The 20063-nt window shown below is 71.2% G+C and carries 19 protein-coding genes and 1 pseudogene; 5 read left to right on the top strand and 15 right to left on the bottom strand.

What is annotated here, in order from left to right; genetic code table 11:
* The 15 genes from AQJ46_RS39625 to AQJ46_RS39695 all read right to left on the bottom strand — a co-directional run bounded on the left by AQJ46_RS39625 (position 1) and on the right by AQJ46_RS39695 (position 15456).
* Entirely contained in the window at positions 1–1197 is a 1197-nt protein-coding gene (locus tag AQJ46_RS39625) for an enoyl-CoA hydratase-related protein (protein ID WP_213084259.1), read from the bottom strand.
* Positions 1198–1276: 79 nt separating this feature from the next.
* Positions 1277–2470 (bottom strand): acetyl-CoA acetyltransferase, encoded by a 1194-nt coding sequence (locus AQJ46_RS39630; protein ID WP_059210183.1) that lies wholly within the window; start codon positions 2468–2470, stop codon positions 1277–1279.
* On the bottom strand, positions 2467–3933 hold the full coding sequence (locus AQJ46_RS39635) for an OB-fold domain-containing protein (protein WP_079072632.1): 1467 nt from the start codon (positions 3931–3933) through the stop codon (positions 2467–2469). The genes AQJ46_RS39630 and AQJ46_RS39635 overlap by 4 nt, the downstream gene beginning before the upstream one ends.
* Before the next feature lie 5 nt (positions 3934–3938).
* On the bottom strand, positions 3939–5156 hold the full coding sequence (locus tag AQJ46_RS39640) for an acetyl-CoA C-acetyltransferase (protein ID WP_208617060.1): 1218 nt from the start codon (positions 5154–5156) through the stop codon (positions 3939–3941).
* On the bottom strand, positions 5153–6415 hold the full coding sequence (locus tag AQJ46_RS39645) for an acetyl-CoA hydrolase/transferase family protein (RefSeq protein ID WP_059210184.1): 1263 nt from the start codon (positions 6413–6415) through the stop codon (positions 5153–5155). The genes AQJ46_RS39640 and AQJ46_RS39645 overlap by 4 nt, the downstream gene beginning before the upstream one ends.
* An 11-nt stretch (positions 6416–6426) precedes the next feature.
* A complete protein-coding gene (locus tag AQJ46_RS39650) occupies positions 6427–6648 on the bottom strand; it encodes a hypothetical protein (RefSeq protein WP_177262142.1) in 222 nt (73 codons plus the stop codon).
* 11 nt (positions 6649–6659) lie between these two features.
* Positions 6660–7184 carry an aromatic-ring-hydroxylating dioxygenase subunit beta gene (locus AQJ46_RS39655; protein WP_059210185.1) on the bottom strand — a complete coding sequence of 175 codons (525 nt, stop codon included), beginning with the start codon at positions 7182–7184 and terminating at the stop codon, positions 6660–6662.
* 3 nt (positions 7185–7187) lie between these two features.
* Complete coding sequence (locus tag AQJ46_RS39660) at positions 7188–8468, bottom strand: aromatic ring-hydroxylating oxygenase subunit alpha (protein ID WP_059210186.1); 1281 nt, start codon at positions 8466–8468, stop codon at positions 7188–7190.
* Complete coding sequence (locus tag AQJ46_RS39665; RefSeq protein WP_059210187.1) at positions 8465–10168, bottom strand: class I adenylate-forming enzyme family protein; 1704 nt, start codon at positions 10166–10168, stop codon at positions 8465–8467. Before AQJ46_RS39665 ends, AQJ46_RS39660 begins: the two co-directional genes overlap by 4 nt.
* 75 nt (positions 10169–10243) lie before the next feature.
* Positions 10244–11860, bottom strand: coding sequence for a class I adenylate-forming enzyme family protein (locus AQJ46_RS39670; RefSeq protein ID WP_208617061.1), 1617 nt, complete (start codon positions 11858–11860; stop codon positions 10244–10246).
* Positions 11861–11862: 2 nt separating this feature from the next.
* Positions 11863–12657: an enoyl-CoA hydratase/isomerase family protein gene (locus AQJ46_RS39675; protein WP_059210189.1), complete on the bottom strand. Its 795-nt coding sequence runs from the start codon at positions 12655–12657 to the stop codon at positions 11863–11865.
* Positions 12658–12673: 16 nt separating this feature from the next.
* Complete coding sequence (locus AQJ46_RS39680) at positions 12674–13483, bottom strand: enoyl-CoA hydratase/isomerase family protein (protein WP_059210190.1); 810 nt, start codon at positions 13481–13483, stop codon at positions 12674–12676.
* Between the two features lies 1 nt (position 13484).
* On the bottom strand, positions 13485–14258 hold the full coding sequence (locus AQJ46_RS39685; protein ID WP_059210191.1) for an enoyl-CoA hydratase/isomerase family protein: 774 nt from the start codon (positions 14256–14258) through the stop codon (positions 13485–13487).
* Entirely contained in the window at positions 14255–15004 is a 750-nt protein-coding gene (fabG, locus tag AQJ46_RS39690; protein ID WP_059210192.1) for a 3-oxoacyl-ACP reductase FabG, read from the bottom strand. The genes AQJ46_RS39685 and fabG overlap by 4 nt, the downstream gene beginning before the upstream one ends.
* On the bottom strand, positions 15004–15456 hold the full coding sequence (locus AQJ46_RS39695) for a MaoC family dehydratase (protein ID WP_059210193.1): 453 nt from the start codon (positions 15454–15456) through the stop codon (positions 15004–15006). Before AQJ46_RS39695 ends, fabG begins: the two co-directional genes overlap by 1 nt.
* A 122-nt stretch (positions 15457–15578) precedes the next feature.
* Here AQJ46_RS39695 and AQJ46_RS39700 point away from each other — a divergent pair, with 122 nt between their 5' ends.
* The 5 genes and pseudogenes from AQJ46_RS39700 to AQJ46_RS39720 all read left to right on the top strand — a co-directional run.
* On the top strand, positions 15579–16379 hold the full coding sequence (locus AQJ46_RS39700) for an SDR family NAD(P)-dependent oxidoreductase (protein WP_059210194.1): 801 nt from the start codon (positions 15579–15581) through the stop codon (positions 16377–16379).
* A 12-nt stretch (positions 16380–16391) separates the two neighbouring features.
* Complete coding sequence (locus tag AQJ46_RS39705; RefSeq protein WP_059210195.1) at positions 16392–17030, top strand: TetR/AcrR family transcriptional regulator; 639 nt, start codon at positions 16392–16394, stop codon at positions 17028–17030.
* Positions 17031–17080: 50 nt separating this feature from the next.
* Positions 17081–18235, top strand: a complete 1155-nt coding sequence (locus tag AQJ46_RS39710) for an acetyl-CoA C-acetyltransferase (protein ID WP_059210196.1) — start codon at positions 17081–17083, stop codon at positions 18233–18235.
* 4 nt (positions 18236–18239) lie between these two features.
* Entirely contained in the window at positions 18240–19394 is a 1155-nt protein-coding gene (locus AQJ46_RS39715; protein WP_059210197.1) for an acyl-CoA dehydrogenase family protein, read from the top strand.
* Between the two features lie 303 nt (positions 19395–19697).
* Positions 19698–20057: pseudogene (locus tag AQJ46_RS39720) on the top strand (transposase); the annotation flags it as partial.
* Positions 20058–20063: the final 6 nt, after the last annotated feature.

Here is a 20063-nt window from a genome sequence, read left to right on the forward strand (position 1 = left end):
CTACCGTCCCTGGAATGTGGGCTTGCGCTTGTCGATGAAGGCGGCGACGGCCGCCGAGGCGTCCGATGTCCGGGCGGTGCGGGCGATCGCGTCCGCCTCGGCCGCCAACTGCTCGGCCAGCGTGGCCGACCAGGTTTCGCGCAGCAGGCGGCGGATCTCGCCATGGGCGCGGGTGGGGCCGTCGGCCAGTCGCCGGGTGACCGCGAGGGCCTCGTCGGCCAGTTCACCGGCCGGCAGCACGCGCGTCGCCAGGCCCCATTCGACGGCCTCGTGAGCGTCGAGCACCCGTTGTTCGAAGTAGAACTCGGCTGCCCGGCGGGGTCCCACGAGCCTCGGCAGGAACCAGGAGTTGCCACCGTCACCGGACAGCCCGAGCGACGTGAACCCGGAGGCGAACTTGGTGCCCTCGGCGGCCAGCACGATGTCGGCGCAGTACAGCAGCCCCAGCCCGCCGCCCGCGACCGCGCCGTGCGCGGCGCACACGATCGGCGCGTCGAGCCTGCTGAGCAGACGAAGCGCCTCGTGGTAGGGCGAGATCATCCTGCGCAACGCGCCGGGCAGTCCGGCGCCGGCGTTGTCCGCGAAGACGGCGATGTCGCCGCCCACGGTGAAGGCAGGACCGTCGCCGGTGATCAGTACCGCCCGCACGTCCGGATCGGCGGCCAGGCGCTGGGCGACCTCGTACAGGTCGTCGGCCATGGCCTGGTCGAGGGCGTTGCGGGCGTGCGGGCGGTCGAGCCGGAGCTCGGCGAGTCCGTCGGTGACGCGGAAATCCACGGTCGACAGGGCCCGATCGGCCCCCAGGGCCTCGGACCAGCGTGCGCTGTCCGTCAGTTGGACGAGGCCGGTGATCCGCTCACCCTCGAAGCTCAGGAGGTGGGAGAACTCCGCGTCGAGCTTGCCGCCGCCTTGTCTCGCCTCGCCCACGTACCGGCCGGTGACCAGCAGGTCGCCGTCTTCGAGGTGGCGGAAACCGGCGGGTTCCGCCCGGGCGTCGTAGCTCCTGGCGATCCGGCCCCAGAACCCGCGGCGCATGGCGTCGCTTCCGGTGTACGTCCCGCCCAGGCCCAGCGGGAGTCCTTCGGTGGTCCGGCCCTCGAACGCGGGATGCAGGATCCGGTCGAGCCGCTCGCGGTCTCCGTGGGCCAATGCCCGGTAGAGCTCGGCCGCCACCGCCTCTTTCCCATCGTGTCGCACGCTCACAGCCTCCAGTTTTGAATCTAATATAAATAAGATTCCGACTCCGGGTCAACGCCCCTTCGCCGGGCGGGACCGGTCACCCCGGGTCGGGACCCACGACCGAGACGAACGAGACACATCCGCCCGGCCGCCCGCCCAGGTTGTGCGTGAGGCCGAGACGCGGATCCGTCAGCTGGCGCTCGCCCGCTTCACCGCGGAACTGCAGCCAGCACTCGTACAGCATCCGCAGGCCGCTCGCCCCCACGGGATGACCGAAGGACTTCAGCCCGCCGTCGGGGTTCACGGGCAGCCGGCCGTCCAGCTCGAAGGCCCCGTCCAGGACGTCCTTCCACGCCTGGCCGCGCTCGGCGAACCCCAGGTCCTCCATCAGCACCACCTCGGTCGGGGTGAAGCAGTCGTGCACCTCGGCGAGCGATATCTGCGTGCCCGGATCGGTGACGCCAGCCTGCCGGTAGGCGTCGGCGGCGGCGTGGACCACCTCCGGGAAGGTGGTGTAGTCGTAGCCGGGGTCCATGGCTCCCCTGACGGCCCCCGCGACCAGGGACAGCCCCTTCACGTACATCGGCCGGTCCGTGTAGCGCAGGGCGTCCTCGGCCCGGACGATCAGGGCGCAGGCGGCGCCGTCGGAGACCCCGGAGCAGTCGAAGACCCCGAGCCGTCCGGCCACCAGCGGCGCCCGCTCGATGGTCTCCTTGGCGACCACGGAGCGGAACTGGGCCTTGGGGTTGCGGGCGCCGTTGGCGTGGTTCTTCCACGCGACGTGCGTCATCGCCTCCCGCATGGCGGCCGGATCCACCCCGTACCGTGCGCAGTACGCCGGATCGAGCAGGGAGAAGGCGGCCGGCGCGGTCAGTGACAGCTCGGGCGCCGTGCCGTCGCCCGGCGGGTCGGAGCGCAGCAGCCCGGAGAAGCCGGAGTCCTTCAGCTTCTCCACACCGACGGCCATCACCCGGTCGTACGCCCCGGAGGCGACCGCGTAGCAGGCGTTGCGGAAGGCCTCCGATCCGGTGGCGCAGTAGTTCTCCACCCGGGTGACGGGCTTGTGGTCCAGGGCCAGCGGGCGGCTGAGCGTGAGGCCGGACTGTCCGGAGCCGAGGGTGCCCAGCCAGTAGGCGTCCACGTCCTCGGCCGTCAGGGCCGGTGCCCCCGCGAAGCACTCCTGGGTCGCGTCGATGAGGAGGTCGTCCGCCGAACGCTCCCAGTGCTCGCCGAAGGAGGTGCACCCCATGCCGACCACCGCGACCTTGTCGCGGATCCCGTTGCTGCTCATGCCGTGCCCTCCCGCTCACTCGTGTCCGCCGCAGCGGAGGCCTTGGAACCGGCCGTCGCACGAGCCGTCGTACCGGCCGTCGTGCGGGCCTTCCAGAAGTAGTTGTGCACGCCGCCCGCGGTGTGCAGCCGCCGGAAGACCGGCTCGACCCGTACACCCACGTCGAGTTCATCGGCCACCGTGTCGGCGATCTCCAGCGTGCAGCGCCCGCCGCCGTCGAAGTCGACCACCGCGTCGATCAGCGGGGGCGAGGGCGAGTGGGCGAGCCGGTCGACGGTGTACGTCGCCACCGTGCCGGTCGTCCCGGCCAGCGGCACGGCCGCCATCGCGTCCACCGCGCCGCAGTCCTTGCACACCCGGGCGGGCGGCAGGTGGACGAAGCCGCAGCTCTCGCAGCGGCTTCCGGTGAACCCGAACTTCCACCCCTCCCCGCGTGCCGACGGCGGTCCTGCCGGCCGGTCCGGCTCGGGCCTGCGCGGCGGCTCCCGCTCCAGCCACCCGCGCCAGGTCAGATACGTCGGGTACGGAACGGGCCGGCCCTCGGCGAGTTGCCGGGCGAGGGAGTCGTGTTGCCTGGCCGAGGGGAGGCGGTCGGTGGTCCGCAGCAGGAGGGCGTCGCAGCCGTCGGCGGCGGAGAGCAGCAGGATGGTCTCGTCGGCGCCGGCGCGGTCGAGGACATCGGCCAGGGCGAGCCCGGCGTCGGCCGCCCCGGAATACCCGAGGGGTGAGCCGCTCGCCGACAGGCGTGCGGGGAAGACCTTGGGGGCGCGCTTGCGGACGGCCGCGTTCGGCGAGACGAGCAGCACATGGTCGGGCTGTCCGGTGCCGGCGGCTTTCAGAGCGCGCTGTGCGGTGTCCTCGATCAGCGGCAGGTAGCGTTCCAGGCCGAACCGTTCCTCCCACTGCTCGCCGGACGGGCTCCCCGGGGTGCGCCAGCGGTCGAGGAACTCGGCGGTGGCAGAGGTGTGGGCGAGGATCTCGGCGACCGCCGCGTCCGCCGCGCCGAAGAGGAAGGCCGCCGCGCCGTCTCCCCCGTCCCGCTCGTCGGCCGAGCCGGGGCGCCCGGTGCGGACGTCGGACAGTACGGCGAGACCGCCGTCGAGCCCGGCGGAGCGCAGCGCGGCGATCCCGGAGCGCGCGGAGCCTGCCAGGTCCGCCGCGAAGGTGTCGCGCGGCAGGCCGAGTGCGGCGTGCAGGGCGCAGGCGTTGGTCTTGTCGAGGTAGGCGGGAGAGGTGGTCGCGAAGTACAGCGACGACGGTGCCGGCGGGGCGGGCCGCAGGCGGCGGGCGGCTTCGACGCCCATGGTGGTGCTGTCCTCGTCGAAGGAGGCGGCGACGCGGGCGCCGCGGCCCGCGCGGACACCGAGGGCGGTGCCCAGTTCGTCGCGCATGACGCGGTGCCGGGGAAGGTAGGTGGCGTAGGAGACGATGCCGTAGGGGCTGCGGGTCAGAGTGGTCGTCATGGTGGTCACGCCGCCTCGAAGATCGCGGCCATGCCCTGGCCGCCGCCGATGCACATGGTCTCGAGGGCGTACCGGCCGCCGCGGCGCCGCAGTTCGTGCAGCATGGTGGCGAGGACGCGTACCCCGGTGGCGGCGATGGGGTGGCCGAGTGAGATGCCGGAGCCGTTGACGTTGAGCCGGTCGTCGTCCTCGTCGTACTTGAATCCCCATTCCTTCACGACGGCGAGCACCTGGCAGGCGAACGCCTCGTTCAGCTCGACGAGGTCGAGGTCGTCGAAGCCCAGCCCGGTCCGGGCGAACAGTTTGGCGACCGCCGGCACCGGGCCGATGCCCATGACCGAGGGCTCGCAGCCGGCGGCCGCCCAGCCGCGCAGGAAACCCATGGGTTCCAGGCCGAGTTCGCCGAGTTTGTCCTCGGCGACCACGAGACAGGCCGCGGCGGCGTCGTTCTGCTGGCTGGAGTTGCCCGCGGTGACGGTTCCGCCGGGCGTCAACGGACGGAGTCCGGCGAGGATCTCTTCGGTGGTGCCGGGGCGGATGCCCTCGTCCCGGTGGCACGACAGGGGGTCACCGGGTCGTCGGCGAGGGAGGTCGACCGGCACGATCTCGTCGGCGAAGCGTCCGGCGTCCCGGGCTTCGGCGGCCCGCCGGTGACTGCTGGCCGCGTACGCGTCGGCCTCCTCGCGGGTGATGGCGTAGCGCTCGGCGAGGTTCTCGGCCGTCTCGATCATTCCGCTGATCGGGCCGAACCGCTCCTGCGGCTGCGACCGTTCCCGGCCCCGGTCGAGGCGGTCGTAGAGCTGTACGGTGCCGGAGCGGCTGCCCCAGCGGACGTCCGGGGAGTAGTGCTCGATGTTGCTCATGCTCTCCGCGCCGCCCGCCAGGACCACGTCGGCGGCTCCGGTCTGGACCGTCATCGCGGCGGTGACCACGGCCTGGAGTCCGCCGCCGCAGCGCCGGTCGAGCTGGAAGCCGGGCACCTCGACCGGCAGACCGGCCCGGAGGGCGGCCCAGCGGCCGATGCACGGGGCCTCGGAGTTGGCGTACGACTGGGCGAAGACGACATCGTCGATACGGTGCGGGTCGACACCGGAGCGCTCGACCACGGCCTTGATGACGGTGGCGGCCAGGTCGTGCGCGGGTACGGGGCGCAGGGTGCCGCCGAAGGTGCCGACGGGGGTGCGCAGCGGTGTGACGATCGCGGCGCGGCGCAGGGCTGTCATGCCGGGGCTCCTTGCTCTTCGAGCGCGGCTTCGAGCGCCGCTCGGTGGTCGGGGTGGGCGATGGCGAGCATGCGTTCACGGCGTACGCTCAGCGGCTGTCCGCGCAGGTCGGCGACGCCGTACTCGGTGACGAAGAGTCCCGCGTCGCTGCGGGAGGTGCTGACCGGGCCGGACAGCCGGGCCACGATGCGGCTGGCGGTACCGGCGGTGGAGGGCAGGGCGATGACGGGCAGGCCGCCCGGTGACTGGGCGGCTCCGCGCAGGAAGTCGCCGGCGCCGCCGACCGCACCGACGTAACTCCCCCTGGCCAGCTCGGAGTTGACCTGGCCGGTGAGGTCCACCTCGATGGCCGAGTTGATCGCGACCAGCCGGTGCTGGGCGGCCAGCGTCCGCGGGTCGTGGGTGTAGGCGGTGTCACGCAACTGGATCGCGGGGTTGCGGTGGGCGTAGCGGAACAGCCGCCGGGTACCCATCAGCAGGCCGCCGACCGAGCGGCCACGGTCGAGCGTCTTGCGGGCGCCCGTCACCACTCCCGTCTCGATCAGGTCCATGGCCGCGTCGTTGATCAGGCCGGAGTGGATGCCCAGGTCACGGCGGTCCGTCAGCAGCCCGAGCACGGCCTCCGGAAGCCCGCCGACGCCGAACTGGAGCGTGACCCCGTCCTCCACCAGGCCGGCCACCCGGGCCGCCACCTGTGCGGTGACGCCGTCGGACGCGGCGGGCCGGACCTCGGCGGGCAGGCGGGACGTGTGGATCACGACGTCGAGGTCGGCGGCACCCAGTGTGCGGGAGCCACAGGTCTGCGGGACCTGGTCGTTGACCTCGGCGATCACCACCCGCGCGGTGTGCAGGGCCGCGCTCAGGTAGTCGTCGGCCAGCCCCGGGCTGTGGCGGCCGTGCTCGTCCGCCGGAGGGAGCTGGAGAAGCACCACGTCGGCGCGGACGGAGCCCGTGGTGAGCAGACCGGGGAGGCTGGAATAGGGGGCGGGGAGCACGTCGAGCTTCCCCGCCCGGTGCAGGGCCCGGTTGCCGCCGCTGCCGGTGTAGGAGACGAAGGAGACCATGTCCGCGTGGTCCGGCCGCACGGTGTCGGTGGCCGGGATCCCGAGGAAGCATCTGAAGGGCCCGATCCCGGCGCGCTGACGCATCAGCCGCTCGGTCAGGGTCAGCGGCTCGGCGCACGCCTGGCCCCAGGCAACGGTGTCGCCCGCCCGGACGTACCGGCACAGGTCGAGTTCGTCGGGTGCGATGACATCCATGTGCCGGCCCGTCAGCTGCCGGCGTCTTCGCGCCAGCGGTCCGCCGAGGGGTCGAGCAGCCTGGACAGGTGTCCGTCGGGGAGCCACACCAGGGCTTCCAGTTCGAGCGCGTCCAGGTGTCTGACCCGCCCGGTGCGCCGGTCCTCCAGCCGGAGCCGGGGACCGTTGGCGGTGGTGTCCACGCTCACCGCGACCTCGGCGAACTCGCTGCCCACGATCTCGTTCCCGTTCATCGGTGCCGCCCTCAGATCAGGAAGGACAGGGTGGGCAGCGCACGGTCGTGGTCGACCAGGACGACCTTCTTGTACGCCAGCCGCAGCCGCCCCTCGACGAGACGCAGCCGGTACGTGGTACGCCCGGCCCATATCTCCTTGCCGCGCTCGCGGGACTCGACCAGCACGAAGTTGGCGCCGACGGTCAGGTCTCCGGGCACCCGGCCCGGACCGGCGGCGTCGTCGTCGTCGAGGATCTCCACGTTGGAGACGATCCGGCGCAGGTGGGAGGGCGGTGACTGGGCGTACCGCTTGCCGGTCCTGAGCTGCCCCAGCCGGGTGGCGATACGACTGCGGTTGTCGCTGATCACCGACATCTGCTGTACGGGGTCACCGTCCGGGGCGCCGGCGGGCACCCAGTAGAGGGCGTCGTCGGTCCACAGCGCCTCCCACGCGTCGTAGTCGTGCTCGTCCGCGTAACGGGCCTCGCGGTACAGGAACTGCTCCACCTGGCGCAGGTCGAGGGCGGTGTCGTCGGTGGTGGCCGGTGCGGTCACTTCTCAAGCCTCCATCAGGTTCCGGTAGTGCGACCAGAAGCCCCGCATGCCCGTCTCGTCGGTCGCGGTGCCGATACGGAAGCCGTTGTCGTCGGTGCGTTCCCGGTCCACTCCGCGCCGGATATCGACCCATTCCGGCTCGCGCAGGGCGACGCCGCGCTGGTTGCGCTCGTACATCTCGGTGTCGTCGGCGAGCAGCATCCCGGCCGGCCCGGCCGAGCCGACACACTGCGACACCATGCGCCGGTTGAGTTCGGGGGCGCCCTTGAGCTGGATGGCGGTGGCGTGCTGGACGCACTCGCCGGCCGCCAGCGGCTGGATGACGAAGAGCTGGATCTCGGCGATGAAGAGGTTGGGGAAGATCATCACGTGCGGGGACCCCTCGACGAGGATCTCCTCGGCGGCGGGGCCGTGGAGTTCCCTCATGCGCGCCACGTACTGGGGCACCCGGTCCTCGGTGGTGCCGAACCAGCGCATCGGCTCGCCGAAGCGGCGGAACTCCGGGCGCAGGTCGTTCTCGCTGTGGCCGCCGCCCAGGTCGCGGGTCACGGCCGTGGAGTTGTCGCTGTACAGGGCGCCGATCGGGCTGCCGGTGACGCTGAAGATGGAGCCGTGCACGAACTGCGGGTGGTAGCCGTCCGTCTCGTTCTCCGCGAGGAGCTTCCAGTTGGCGCGCGTGCGGTGCTTGAGCCAGCCGGCGGTGAGTTCGACCTCGCCCTCCGGGGAGAGCCGTGCGAGCCGGTCCAGTTCTCCGGCGGCGGCGCCGAGGTGTTCGGTGAGCGTCGGGCCGTCGGATGCGAAGCTGCCGAAGACGAAGCCCTGGTAAGAGGCGACCCTGGGGAGCCGGCCGAGGCCGAGGGCGAGCTTGCCCTTGCCGCCGTAGCCCTTGTTGTAGGGGTAGCCCAGCAGGTCGCCGTTGTTGCGGTAGGTCCAGCCGTGGTAGGGGCAGCGGAAGGAGTTGGAGTTGCCGCTCGGCGCGTCGCACACCAGGTTGCCGCGGTGGGCGCAGCGGTTGAGCAGCAGGTGCACCTCGCCGTCGCGGTCCCGGGTCATGACGACGTCCTGCGGACCGATGTTCTTGCGTACGTAGTCGCCCGGTCGGCGTACCTCGCTCTCATGCCCGACATAGACCCAGGTGCGGTACCAGATGCGCTCCAGTTCCTCGGCGAAGACCTCCGGATCGGTGTAGAGCGATCCGTGCACCCTGGTCGGCTGGATCAGCCGTGCGTACTTGTCCGCCTTGTCCGTCTGCTGGTGTGCCGTCTCCGGCAGCGTGGCCGTCATGCTTCGCCATCCTCGATTCGCTTCTGGGCGTACTGCGCCAGCCGGAACTTCTGCACCTTGCCGGTGGGGGTGGTGGGCAGTTCGGCGGCGTCCAGGAACAGCACGTGCTTGGGGACCTTGAACCGCGCGAGCCGCCGCTTGCACAGCGCGACGACATCCGCGGCGGAGAGGTCCGCGCCGGGAGCACGGACCACACAGGCGCAGCCGGCGTCGCCCCACCGTTCGTCGGGCACGCCCACCAGGTAGACCTGGCTGATCGCGGGGTGGGCGGTGAGCAGGTCCTCGATCTCCTTGGGCATGACCAGTTCGCCGCCGCTCTTGTACAACTCCTTGGTACGGCCGGTGAGTTCGAGGTAGCCGTCGTCCCGGACCCGGCCCAGGTCGCCGGAGTGCACCCAGCCGTCCCGCAGGGCCTTCGCGGTCTCCTCGGGCTTTTTCCAGAAGCCCCGCATGTGCGTCGGGCCCCGGGAGACCAGTTCGCCCTCGGCTCCGGGAGGAAGGTCCTCACCGGTGAGCGGGTCGATCGCCTTGTACGTGGCGAGCGTGCCGTCGGGCAGTCCGGCCGGACCGGCCGGCTTGGGTCTGCCGACGGTGCCGGCGTGCCGCTCCAGCGGATCTTCGGGAAGGGTCAACGTCATCGCGCCGCCGCACTCGGTCATGCCGTATCCCGTGGTGATCTCCTCCACGCCGAGTTCCGCACGCACCCGCTCCCAGAGCCAGACAGGGGCCGGGGCCGCGGCGGACAGCAGCGCGGTGAGCGAGGAGAGGTCGTGGTCCACGCGTGTGGGGTGTTCCAGCAGGGCCACGGTCATCGTGGGAACGCAGAGGATGTCGGTGGCGCGGTGCCGCTGGATCCCGGCGAGGTAACGGACCGGGTCGAAGGCGGTCTGCGGGACGATCGCGCCGCCGACCGTCATCGCGGCGAGCATCCCCTCGACGTAGCCGAACATGTGGTAACAGGGCAGCGAGAACAGAATCCTCCGGCCGTCCTGGAATGCCCTGGTCAAGGCCGAGGCGTAGGCGGTCCGCAGCACGGAGTCATGGGTGACGAGGACACCCTTGGGCGAGCCGGTGGTGCCGGAGGTGTAGAGCAGGTCCCCGATCTCGTCCGGCCGGGCCGCTCCGCCGGGGCACTCCCCTCGGTGGCGGTCACCCAATTCCGCGAGCGAGTCCACGGTCGGCACGCCGTCGCGCGGCTCGCTGCCTTCGGTGGGCAGCAGGACGACCTGCCGCAGGTGAGGCAGCGTGGTCGCCGCGCCGGTGTCCCAGCCGGGTGCGACGGCGTCGAGCATGGTCTGGTAGTCGAGGTCGCCGAACGCGGTCATGGAGATCAGGACGGAGCACTCGGACTGGGCCAGGACGTAGGCCAGTTCCTCCTGCCGGTAGAGGTAGTTGAACGGGATCGCCACGGCACCGGTCCGGGCGACGGCGAACTTCAGCGGGGCGAACTCCAGGAAGTTCGCCATCAGCAGCCCCACCCGGTCGCCGGGGCGCACACCGAGCGCGGCAAGACCGTCCGCGAGGCGGGCGGCCCACTCGGCCGTCTCGGCATAGCCGATGGTCCGCTCGTCCGTGATGACGAAGGGGCGGTCTCCGTACCGCGCGGCACAGTGGTCGAGCCAGTCGTCGAGGGTGCGTGGGGTCCAGCGCGGGAACCGGGCACTCAGGTGCTCGCGGCGCCGCTCGATTTCCGATGTCACGAAACACCTCCTTTTTCTAATTGATGTTAGATTAAATGACGAGAGCAGAGATAGGCAACCACCGGTTCACGGGACTCACCCCAGTCGGCGCAGGATCCCCGCGGAGGCGGCCTCACGCAGCTTGAACTTGCGCACCTTGCCGGCCGGGGTGACCGGCATCTCGTCGGCGACGTACCAGTACTGCGGGACCTTGTACTTGGCCAGGCGGCCGCGGCAGTGCTCGACCAGGGCATCGTGCAGGCCGTCGTACACCTGTCCTCGAAGACGTACGACCGCTGCCACGGCCTCGCCCCACCTCTCGTCCGGCAGGGCCACCACCGCTGCCTCCAGCACGGCCTCGTGCCCCAGCAGGCAGGTCTCTATCTCGGCCGGCGCGATGTTCTCGCCACCGCGGATGATCAGGTCCTTCAGCCGTCCGGTGATGGTGATCACCCCGCGCGCGTCCATGGCGCCGAGATCACCGGTGTGCACCCAGCCCTCGGCGTCGACCGTGCGCGCGGTCGCCTCCGGATCGTGCAGGTACCCGATCATCTGCTGGTAGCCGCGGGCGCAGATCTCACCCGGCGTGCCGAGCGGCTGCACCTGGCCGGTCACCGGGTGGACGATCTTGCACTCCACCTGCGGCAGCGGCCGCCCCACGGTGTCCCTGACGTCCGTGTCGTCGTCCGTGACCCGGGTGGCGGTCAGGGTGGGGCCCAGTTCCGTCTGGCCGTACAGGTTGTGCACGCGGGCGCCGAACCGTTCCCGGGTCGCCTCGATCAGGGGGGCGGGCACATTGGCGCCACCCACGAGGACCTTGCGCAGGGCGGGGGCCGGACCACCCGTCTCCCGGGCGGTCTCGTTCAGGGCGGACAACATGGCGGGCACGCAGAACAGGAGGGAGGCCCGCTCCTCGCGCATCACCTCCAGTACGGGGCCGGGCCGGAACTGCTCGACCAGTACGAGACAGCCTCCCAGCCACAGGGTGCCGAGGGTGGCGACCACACACCCGGCCGTGTGGAACATCGGCAGCGGGCTGACGTGCACCGCGCCCGGCTCGGCCTGAACCGTCTCCAGGTTCAGTCGCGCGACGTTGACCAGAGACCGATGGGTCAGCAGCACGCCCTTGGGCAGGCCGGTGGTGCCCGAGGTGTACTGGAGCATCACCGGTGCACCGGGGTCCAGGACAGCCGCGTCCGGCGGATCCTGCGGCTCGGCGTTCCACCGGTCGTGTTCGGCGAGGGAGACCACGTGCCGCAGCCCGGGGCACCGGGGCCGGACGGCCGAGGCGACGGCCGCGAGGTCGTAGTCGCGGCTGACGTCCGCGTGCAGCAGCGCGACGGCTCCGGAGTGGTTGAGGGCATGGACGAGTTCCTCGGGCCGCAGTACGGGGTTGAGGGCGACCAGGGTCACTCCCGCCAGCGCCGCGCCGTACTGGACGATCGGCCACTCGACGACGTTCGGCGCCCACAGGGCGACGAACTCCCCCGGCTCGGCCAGCCTCAGCAGGGCGGCGGCCACCCGCCGGGCCTCGGTGTACAGCTGCCCGTAGGTCAGCCGGCGTTCCGCACCACCACCGTGCGCGACGCCTGCCAGGGCCGTGGCGTCGGCGTGGGTCACGGCCCGTTCCGCCAGCAGGGAACCGACGGTGTGGTCGACCAGGGGCACACTGTCGTCCCTGGGCCACAGTGAGGACACCAGTGGTTCTGTCATGTTCAGCATCCCTTGAACTCGGGGCGGCGCCGTTCGCGGAAAGCGGCGACGCCTTCGGCGAAGTCCGCCGAGTCGAAGAGCCGGATCTGGTGCTCGACCTCGTGGTCGAGTGCCGCAAGCGGGTCGCCCCCGGCGCGGACGCCGAGCATCGCCCGCAGAGCGGAGAGCGCGAGGGGCGGGCCCTCGGCGATGCGTTCGGCGTCGGCGAGCGCCCGGTCCAACGCGGCCCCGGGCTCGGTCAGTACGTCGGCGAGGCCGAGGGTGAGCGCTTCCGGGCCCTGGACCGGGCGAGGCAGTAGGAGCAGCTGCCGGGCGACTGCCGGACCGGTCCTGGCCGGCAGGGACACGGTGATCCCCATGTCACCGGCGAGACCGACGCCGGTGAACGCCGTGCTGAACGACGCGTCGGTCGCGGCGACCACCCGGTCGCAGGCCAGCGCGAGCGCCGCCCCCGCGCCGTACGCGAAACCCTCGACGGCCGCCACCACCGGTGTGGGCCCGTCCCAGATGGCCCGGATCACCCGCTGGGCCGCCTCGGCCCTGGGGCGGGTCTCCTCGGGACTCTGCCGACGCATCGTGGAGATGTCCCCGCCCGAACAGAAGGTGCCGCCGCTGCCGGTCAGCACGATCGCCCGTACGGTGTCGTCGGCCATCGCGGACTCCAGCATCTCCGCGAGCACCACCCGCAGCGCGAGGTCGATCGCGTTGCGCTTCTCGGGCCTGTTCAGGGTCAGTACCCGGACGGCGCCGTGGTCCTCGGCCAGCACGATGTCCTCGCCGCTGTGTTGCTCAGTCATGGCGTCTCATCCCCTGTCACCGTCCCGTGAAGGCCGGGGGCCTGCGCTCGATGACCGCCGCCAGCCCCTCCCTGGAATCCGCCGTGCCCGACAGTTCGGCGACCGTACGGGCCTCCTCGGCCAGTCGTTCCTCGACGCCGGCGCCCACCCCGCTCCACACCAGCCGCTTGGTCGCCGCCAGCGCCAGGGGCGCCCCCGCGGCGAGGCCGCCGGCGAACGCGAGGGCCTCGTCGAGCAGCCGGTCATCCGCCACGACCCGGGTGAGCAGCCCCGCGTCCAGCGCCTCGGCGGCCGTCAGAGTGGTGTTGGTCAGCAGGATCTCCATGGCCTTGCGCAGACCCACGAGCCGGGTCAACGTCACCGAGACCCCGGCGTCCGGGGCCATTGCGACCCGGACCGCGCCCGACATGAACCGAGCCGACTCCGCGGCGATGACGAAGTCCGCCGCGCACACCAGCCCGAAGCCACCGCCTCCGGCCGCGAAGCCGTGCACCGCGGCGACGACCGGGGCACGCAGCTGGAGCAGCGCGGAGGTGGTGATCTGCAGCCAGGAGGTGGCCTCCCGCAGGTACTCCGGGAGTTTCTCCCCCTGGTCGGCGAAGGTGTGGACATCACCGCCCGCGCAGAAGTTGCGGCCCTCCCCGGTGATCAGCACCACGCGCGCCCCGTCCTCGGCGTGGCAGCGCATGACGGCCGCGTGCAGTGCGCGCAGGAAGGGCACGTCCATGCCGTTGGACGCCTCCGGACGGTTGAGCCGCAGCCGTGCGACTCCGTCCGTGTCCAGGTCCAGGAGCACCGGCCCGGAGTCGATCAGTTTGTCCGTCATCTCACTCACCTCTCGCCGTGAAGGTCTCGATTCCGGCACCGGCCGCCGCCCCGCCCAGGTGGTCGAGCACCGCGGCCCGCTCCAGGGCGAGGCCGTCCGCCAGCGGCAGCCGCAGCCCCTCGTACACCAGGCGTTTCGCGGTGCCGAGCGCCCGGGGGTCCATGCCGCCGAGCCGTTCGGCGAACGCGGCGACCGCCTCCTCGAACCCGTTGTCCGGCAGGCACCGGTACGCCAGCCCCCAGGCCACGGCCTCCGCGCCGGACAGGCGGTCCCCGGTGAGGATGTGGGCCAGGGCCCGCTGACGGCCCACGAGGCGGGGCAGCCGCTGGGTGCTGCCGCCGCCCGGTACCTGGCCGAAGTTGGCATGCGTGTCGGAGATCCGGGCGTCCTCGCGCACCAGAGCGATGTCGCAGGACTGCATCAGTTCGAAGCCGCCGGCCATGGCGTACCCCTCGACGACGGCCACCACGGGGACCGGAAGGGTCGCGATGAGGGCGCAGGCCCGGCCGAAGTTGTCGAACAGCGGCGCCATCGCCTCCGGTCCGCCGGCCCGCAGCCGCTGCAGTTCCTTGAAGTCGCCGCCGGCGCAGAAGTTGCCTCCCGCGCCCCGGATCAGGACGACCCGTGCCGCTGACGCCACCTCCGTCAGGGCGCGCTCCAGCTGTGCGCCGAGTTCGACCGTGATCGCGTTCATCACCTCGGGGCGATCGAGCAGGACATGGCCGACCGCACCCTCCACGCGCGTACGCACCACCTGGGTGACCTGAGTACTCACATCGACCGCCCGCCCCCCACCTCGAGAACCGCGCCGGTCGTGTAGCTGGACAGCTCGCTCGCGAGAAACAGGACGGCCCCGGCGACCTCCTCGGGCCGTCCCGCCCGCCTCATGGGGACGTCGGCCTCGCGGGCCGCGAAGACGTCCGGCGGCATCGCCTCGGTCATGGCGGTGCGGATCAGGCCGGGCTGCACCGCGTTGACCCGCACCCCGTGGTGGGCGAGTTCCTTGGCCGCCGCCTTCGTCATGCCGACGATCCCCGCCTTGGCGGCGCTGTAGTTGGTCTGGCCGGGGTTGCCGGACTTCCCGGACAGCGAGGAGATGTTCACGATCGAGCCGCTTTTGGCCTCGCGCATCACCGCCGCGGCCGCCCGGACGCCGAGCCAGGTCCCCTTGAGGTGCACGCCGATCACGGCGTCGAAGTCCTCCGCGGTCATCTTCCTCAGCGAGGCGTCACGGGTGATCCCCGCGTTGTTCACCAGGACGTCCAGGGCGCCGAACCGCTCGACGGCCCGCCCCACCATGTTCTCGACCGCCGTCTCGTCGGTGACGTCACAGCCGAGAGCCAGTACGGAAGCCGGGTCGTCACCGCCGATGTCGGCTGCGGCCCGCTCCGCGCGTCCGGCGTCCACGTCGGCCACGGTCACCCGTGCGCCGTGCTCGTGCAGCAGCCGGGCGATCGCCAGACCGATCCCCTGGCCGGCGCCCGTGACGATCGCAGACCGGCCCGCTATCAGCCCGCCCATCAGCCGAGATACCGTACGACGGAGTCCACGGCGCAAGCCGGCTTCGCGCCGCCCTCGATCTCGATGACCGTCGACAGCTTCAGCTGGACCGCGCCGTCGAGAGGTGTGACCTCGGTGATCGTCGAGGTGGCCCGCAGCTTGGCACCGACGGGCACCGGGGCGGGGAAGCGCACCTTGTCGAGCCCGTAGTTCACGGCCATGCTCACCCCCTCGACCTGGTAGAGCCGCTGCAGGAACACCGGCAGCAGGGACAGCGTGAGCAGGCCGTGCGCGATGGTGGATCCGAAGGGCCCCTGGGCAGCGCGCCCGGCGTCCACATGGATCCACTGGTGGTCCCCCGTGGCGTCGGCGAATTGGTCGATGCGCTCCTGGTCCACCTCGATCCAGTCGGTGGTGCCGAGCGACTCGCCTGCCGCGGCTGCGAGTCCGGCTAGTCCGTTGAAGATCTTCATGTCGCGCTCCGGGGCTGGTCAGAATTTTGAATCTAATCTAGATTCATAAATCGCAACGGGTCAACGGTTGTGCGACGGGTCAACGGTTGGCAGCGGGCCGCGCACCACGAGGGAGCGAGTGGATGGATCTGGAACTCGGCGGGGCACGGGTGTTGGTCACCGGTGGCGCCTCGAACATCGGCCGGGGCATCGTGCACGGCTTCGCCGCGGAAGGCGCCCGTGTACTGATCTGCGACATCGACGCGGAGCAGGCCGCCAAGACTCGTGCCGAAGCGCTGGAGCGGGGAGCGACCGGGGCTGAGGTCGCCGTCATCGATCTGACGGCCGAGGGTGCCGGCGCCACGGCCGTCGAACAAATCGTCGCCGCTTGGGGCGGAATCGACGTGCTCGTGAACAACGCGGGGTTGAGCCTGCCGGGGTTCGTCGCCCAGGACGCGGACCGCGACGGCTGGCGGCGGATGGTGGACCTCAATCTGTTCGGTTCCGTCGAGTGCACCCGTGCGGCCCTCGACGCGATGCGGCCCGAGGGCCACGGATCCATCGTGTTCATCTCCAGCGACGCCGCCTTCGGGGAGATACGGCAGGGGGTGTACGGGGCGACCAAGGCCGCGGTGATCGCCTTCGCCCGCACGGTCGCCCGGGAGCACGGCCGGGACGGCATCCGGTCGAACGTCGTCTGCCCGGGACTCGTCGTCCCCCAGAGCCCGGACGCGATCGGGGCGGGCAGCCTGTGGACCCGGGGCGACCAGGCCGCCGTCTTCGACGACCGGCAGATCGAGGCGGTCCGCAAGAACATCCCACTGCGCCGGCTCACCACGCCGGAAGACATCGCGGACGCCGTGGTCTGGGTCTCCTCGGCGCGCCGCGCCCGGCAGGTGACGGGACAGGTCTTCTCGGTCAGCGGCGGCTACTCGATGCCGTAGGAGGCGCGCTCAGTGAACACCACCAGCAGAAACACCACCAGCGCACACGGCACCAGGACACCGGCCGTCAAGGCGGCGGCGACCCGAAACCGCATTCTCGCCGCGGCCGCTCGGACGCTGAGTCTCAAGGGCTACTCCGCGACCAGGCTGTCCGACATCGCCGAACGGGCCGGTGTGCGTCCGCCCGCCGTGTACTACTACTTCCCGTCCCGCGAGGAGCTGATCGCCGAGGTGATGGCGGTCGGCCAGCTGCGGCTTCGAGAGCACGTCGAAACCGCGCTGGCCGCGCTGCCCGACGACACTCCCCCGATGGACCGGATCTGTGCCGCCGTCGAGGCGCATCTGCAGGTCGAGCTGCACCTGTCGGACTTCGCGACCGCGGTCAGCCGCAACAGCGGACAGCTGCCCGAGGACATCCGCGCCCGCCTGCGGGCGGACAGCGGCGCCTACTTCGACCTGTGGCGGGACCTGCTGGCGAGAGCCAGGGCCGCGGGCGCCATCAGGAACGACATCGACCTGCGAGCGGCGCGCATGCTCGTCATGGGAGCCCTCAACTGGACGCCGGAGTGGTGGAACCCGCGGCAGGGTTCGCTGACCGGTGTCATCCGCACCGCGCAGAGCCTGGTGCGGCACGGCCTGGGTGTGCCCTGACCCCGGGCCCGCCCTCATCACCCCTTCGCACAGCACACTGGAGGACCGTCATGCCCGAGGCCTACATCGTCGACGCGGTACGCACCCCGGTCGGCAAACGCGGCGGCGGCTTCGCCGGAACGCACCCGGCCGATCTCGCCGCCCACGTCATCCGCTCACTGGTCGCACGCCACGACTTCGACCCTGCCGCCGTCGACGACGTCATTCTCGGCTGCCTCGACCAGATCGGCTCGCAGGCCGGCGACATCGCGCGGACCAGCGCGCTGGCCGCCGGGCTGCCCGAGTCGGTGCCCGGTACGACCATCGACCGGCAGTGCGGCTCGTCCCAGCAGGCGGTCCACTTCGCCGCGCAGGCCGTCATGTCCGGCACGGCCGACCTCATCGTGGCCGGCGGTGTGCAGAAGATGAGCCAGTTCCCCATCCTGTCCGGGTTCACCGCCGGCGAGCCCTATGGGTCGACCGATCCGTGGACCGACTGCAAGGGCTGGCACGCCCGCTACGGCGACCAGGAGATCTCCCAGTTCCGCGGCGCGGAGATGATCGCGGAGAAGTGGGGCGTGGAGCGCGCGGTCATGGAGGAGTTCGCGCTGGAGAGTCACCGCCGGGCCCTGACAGCCCAGCGGGAGGGCCGGTTCGACGCCGAGATCATTCCGTTCGAAGGGGTCGTGTCGGACGAGGGTCCACGGCCCGACACCACACTGGAGAAGATGGCGGGACTCGCGACACTGACGCCCGGCGGGCGCCTGACCGCCGCGGTGGCCAGCCAGATCTCCGACGCCTCCTCCGCGATGCTGATCGCCTCCGAGGCCGCCGTACGCACTCACTCCCTCACACCCCGGGCCCGCATCCACCACATGTCGGTGCGCGGCTCCGACCCGGTCATGATGCTCACCGCTCCCATCCCTGCCACGGAGCACGCCCTCAAGAAGTCCGGACTCAGCATCGACGACATCGATCTCGTCGAGATCAACGAGGCGTTCGCCTCCGTGGTGCTCGCCTGGCAGGCCGACATCGGCGCCGATCCGGCCCGCGTCAACGTCAACGGCGGTGCCATCGCCCTCGGTCACCCGCTCGGGGCCACCGGGACACGGCTGATGACCACCCTGCTCCACGAGCTGGAGCGCACCGGCGGCCGCTACGGCCTGCAGACCATGTGCGAGGGCGGCGGTCAGGCCAACGTCACCATCATCGAGAGGCTCGGCTGACCTGATGCGACGGGGCCTGTACACAGACGATCACGAGCAGTACCGGGAGACCGTCCGCGAGTTCCTCGCGCGTGAGGTCGTCCCCCACAACCAGCGGTGGGAGGCCGACCGGTGGATCGACCGCAAGGTGTTCGCCGCGGCTGCCCGGCAGGGTGTCTACGGCCTGCAGATCGGCGAGGAGCACGGCGGCGCCGGCGAGCGGGACTACCGCTATCGCATGGTCGTCTGCGAGGAGATCGCCCGCGTCCACGCGCTCTCCTTCGGTCTCACCGTCTCCCTCCAGGACGACCTGGTGCTGCACTATCTGCTGGACCTGACCACGGACGAACAGAAGCGGCGCTGGCTGCCGGGCTTCGCCTCCGGCGAGATCATCGGCGCGCTGGCGATGACCGAACCCGGGACCGGCAGCGACCTGCGGGGCATCCGCACCTCGGCCCGCCGCGACGGCGACGACTGGGTCCTGAACGGACAGAAGACCTTCATCACCAGTGGCATCATGGCCGATCTGGTGATCGTCGCCGCGCGTACGGATCCCGAAGGCGGCTCGCGGGGCTTCACTCTCCTGGTGGTCGAGCGGGACATGCCCGGCTTCACCCGCGGCCGCAAACTGGACAAGATCGGACTGCCCGGCCAGGACACGGCCGAACTGTTCTTCGAGGACGTGCGGGTACCGGCCGCCAACGTCCTCGGCCCGGTGGGATCGGGCCTCCAGCAGCTCATGAGCCACCTTCCCCGGGAGCGTCTCGGCGTGACGGCCACGGCCATCGCGACCAGCCGAGCGGTCTTCGATCTGACCCGTGCCTACTGCTTCGAGCGCCGGGCTTTCGGCCACCCCATCGGCAACCTCCAGCACATCCGCTTCGAACTCGCCGAGATGGCCACCGAGATCGACGTCGCCGAGGCCTACGTCGACCGCTCGGTACACGCCTACAACGCCGGTGAACTGACCGCCGTGGACGCGGCGAAAGGCAAGTGGTACGTAAGCGAACTGCAGAAGCGGGTCATCGACCGTTGCCTGCAACTGCACGGCGGCTACGGCTACATGACGGAGTATCCGGTCGCCCGTGCGTTCGTCGACACAAGAGTCCAGACGATCTACGGCGGCACCACCGAGATCATGAAGGAGCTCATCGGACGCGATCTGGCATCCAACGGGTGACGCGGAGGAGCCGGGGAGCGACAGGCATCCTCTGCGGCGGTGAACGGCCGGCTCTTCACGGTGACGGGGTTGGGCCGGCTCGTCGGTGTCTGCCCGGAGTCGGTCCAGTCGGTCGGCGTCTGCCAGGACGGCGGGGACATCCCAGGCGTAGTCCGACGGGAAGGTGATCACGGACCCTACGTCAGGGTCGTCGAAGTACGCCGGCGCGCAGTTGTAGTCGGCTAGCGGTGGTTTGCTGACGGCGGATTCGTCGGGGAGCAGGCCGTGAGGTGAAGGCGTCAACTACGTTCTGGGGAGCCTGAGATGACGAAACGGCTGCCGTGTCCCCCCGCGCCCGGTCCGCTGGAAGCGTACGCCGTCCGCGATGATCTCTTCGGGACACCGGCCCAGCGGAGGGGGTTTCGTGACTACCTCGCCGGGCTGCTGCTGCCCCGTGATCGCCACAAGACGCTGACCTGTCCGGCCGACGCCGAACCGGTGGCCGGTGCCCAGCATGCGGCCGTGCAGCGGCTGCAGTTCTTCTTGTCCGAGTCGACCTGGAGCCAGGAAGAGGTCGATGCCCGCCGCCTGGAACTGGTACTGGCCGACCCGGCCACCGCCCCGCACCCGGGCGGGGTACTGGTGATCGATGACTCCGGCGACCGCAAGGACGGCACGGCCACGCTGGTG

The organism is Streptomyces canus (genome assembly GCF_001514145.1).
Lineage (GTDB): Bacteria > Actinomycetota > Actinomycetes > Streptomycetales > Streptomycetaceae > Streptomyces > Streptomyces canus.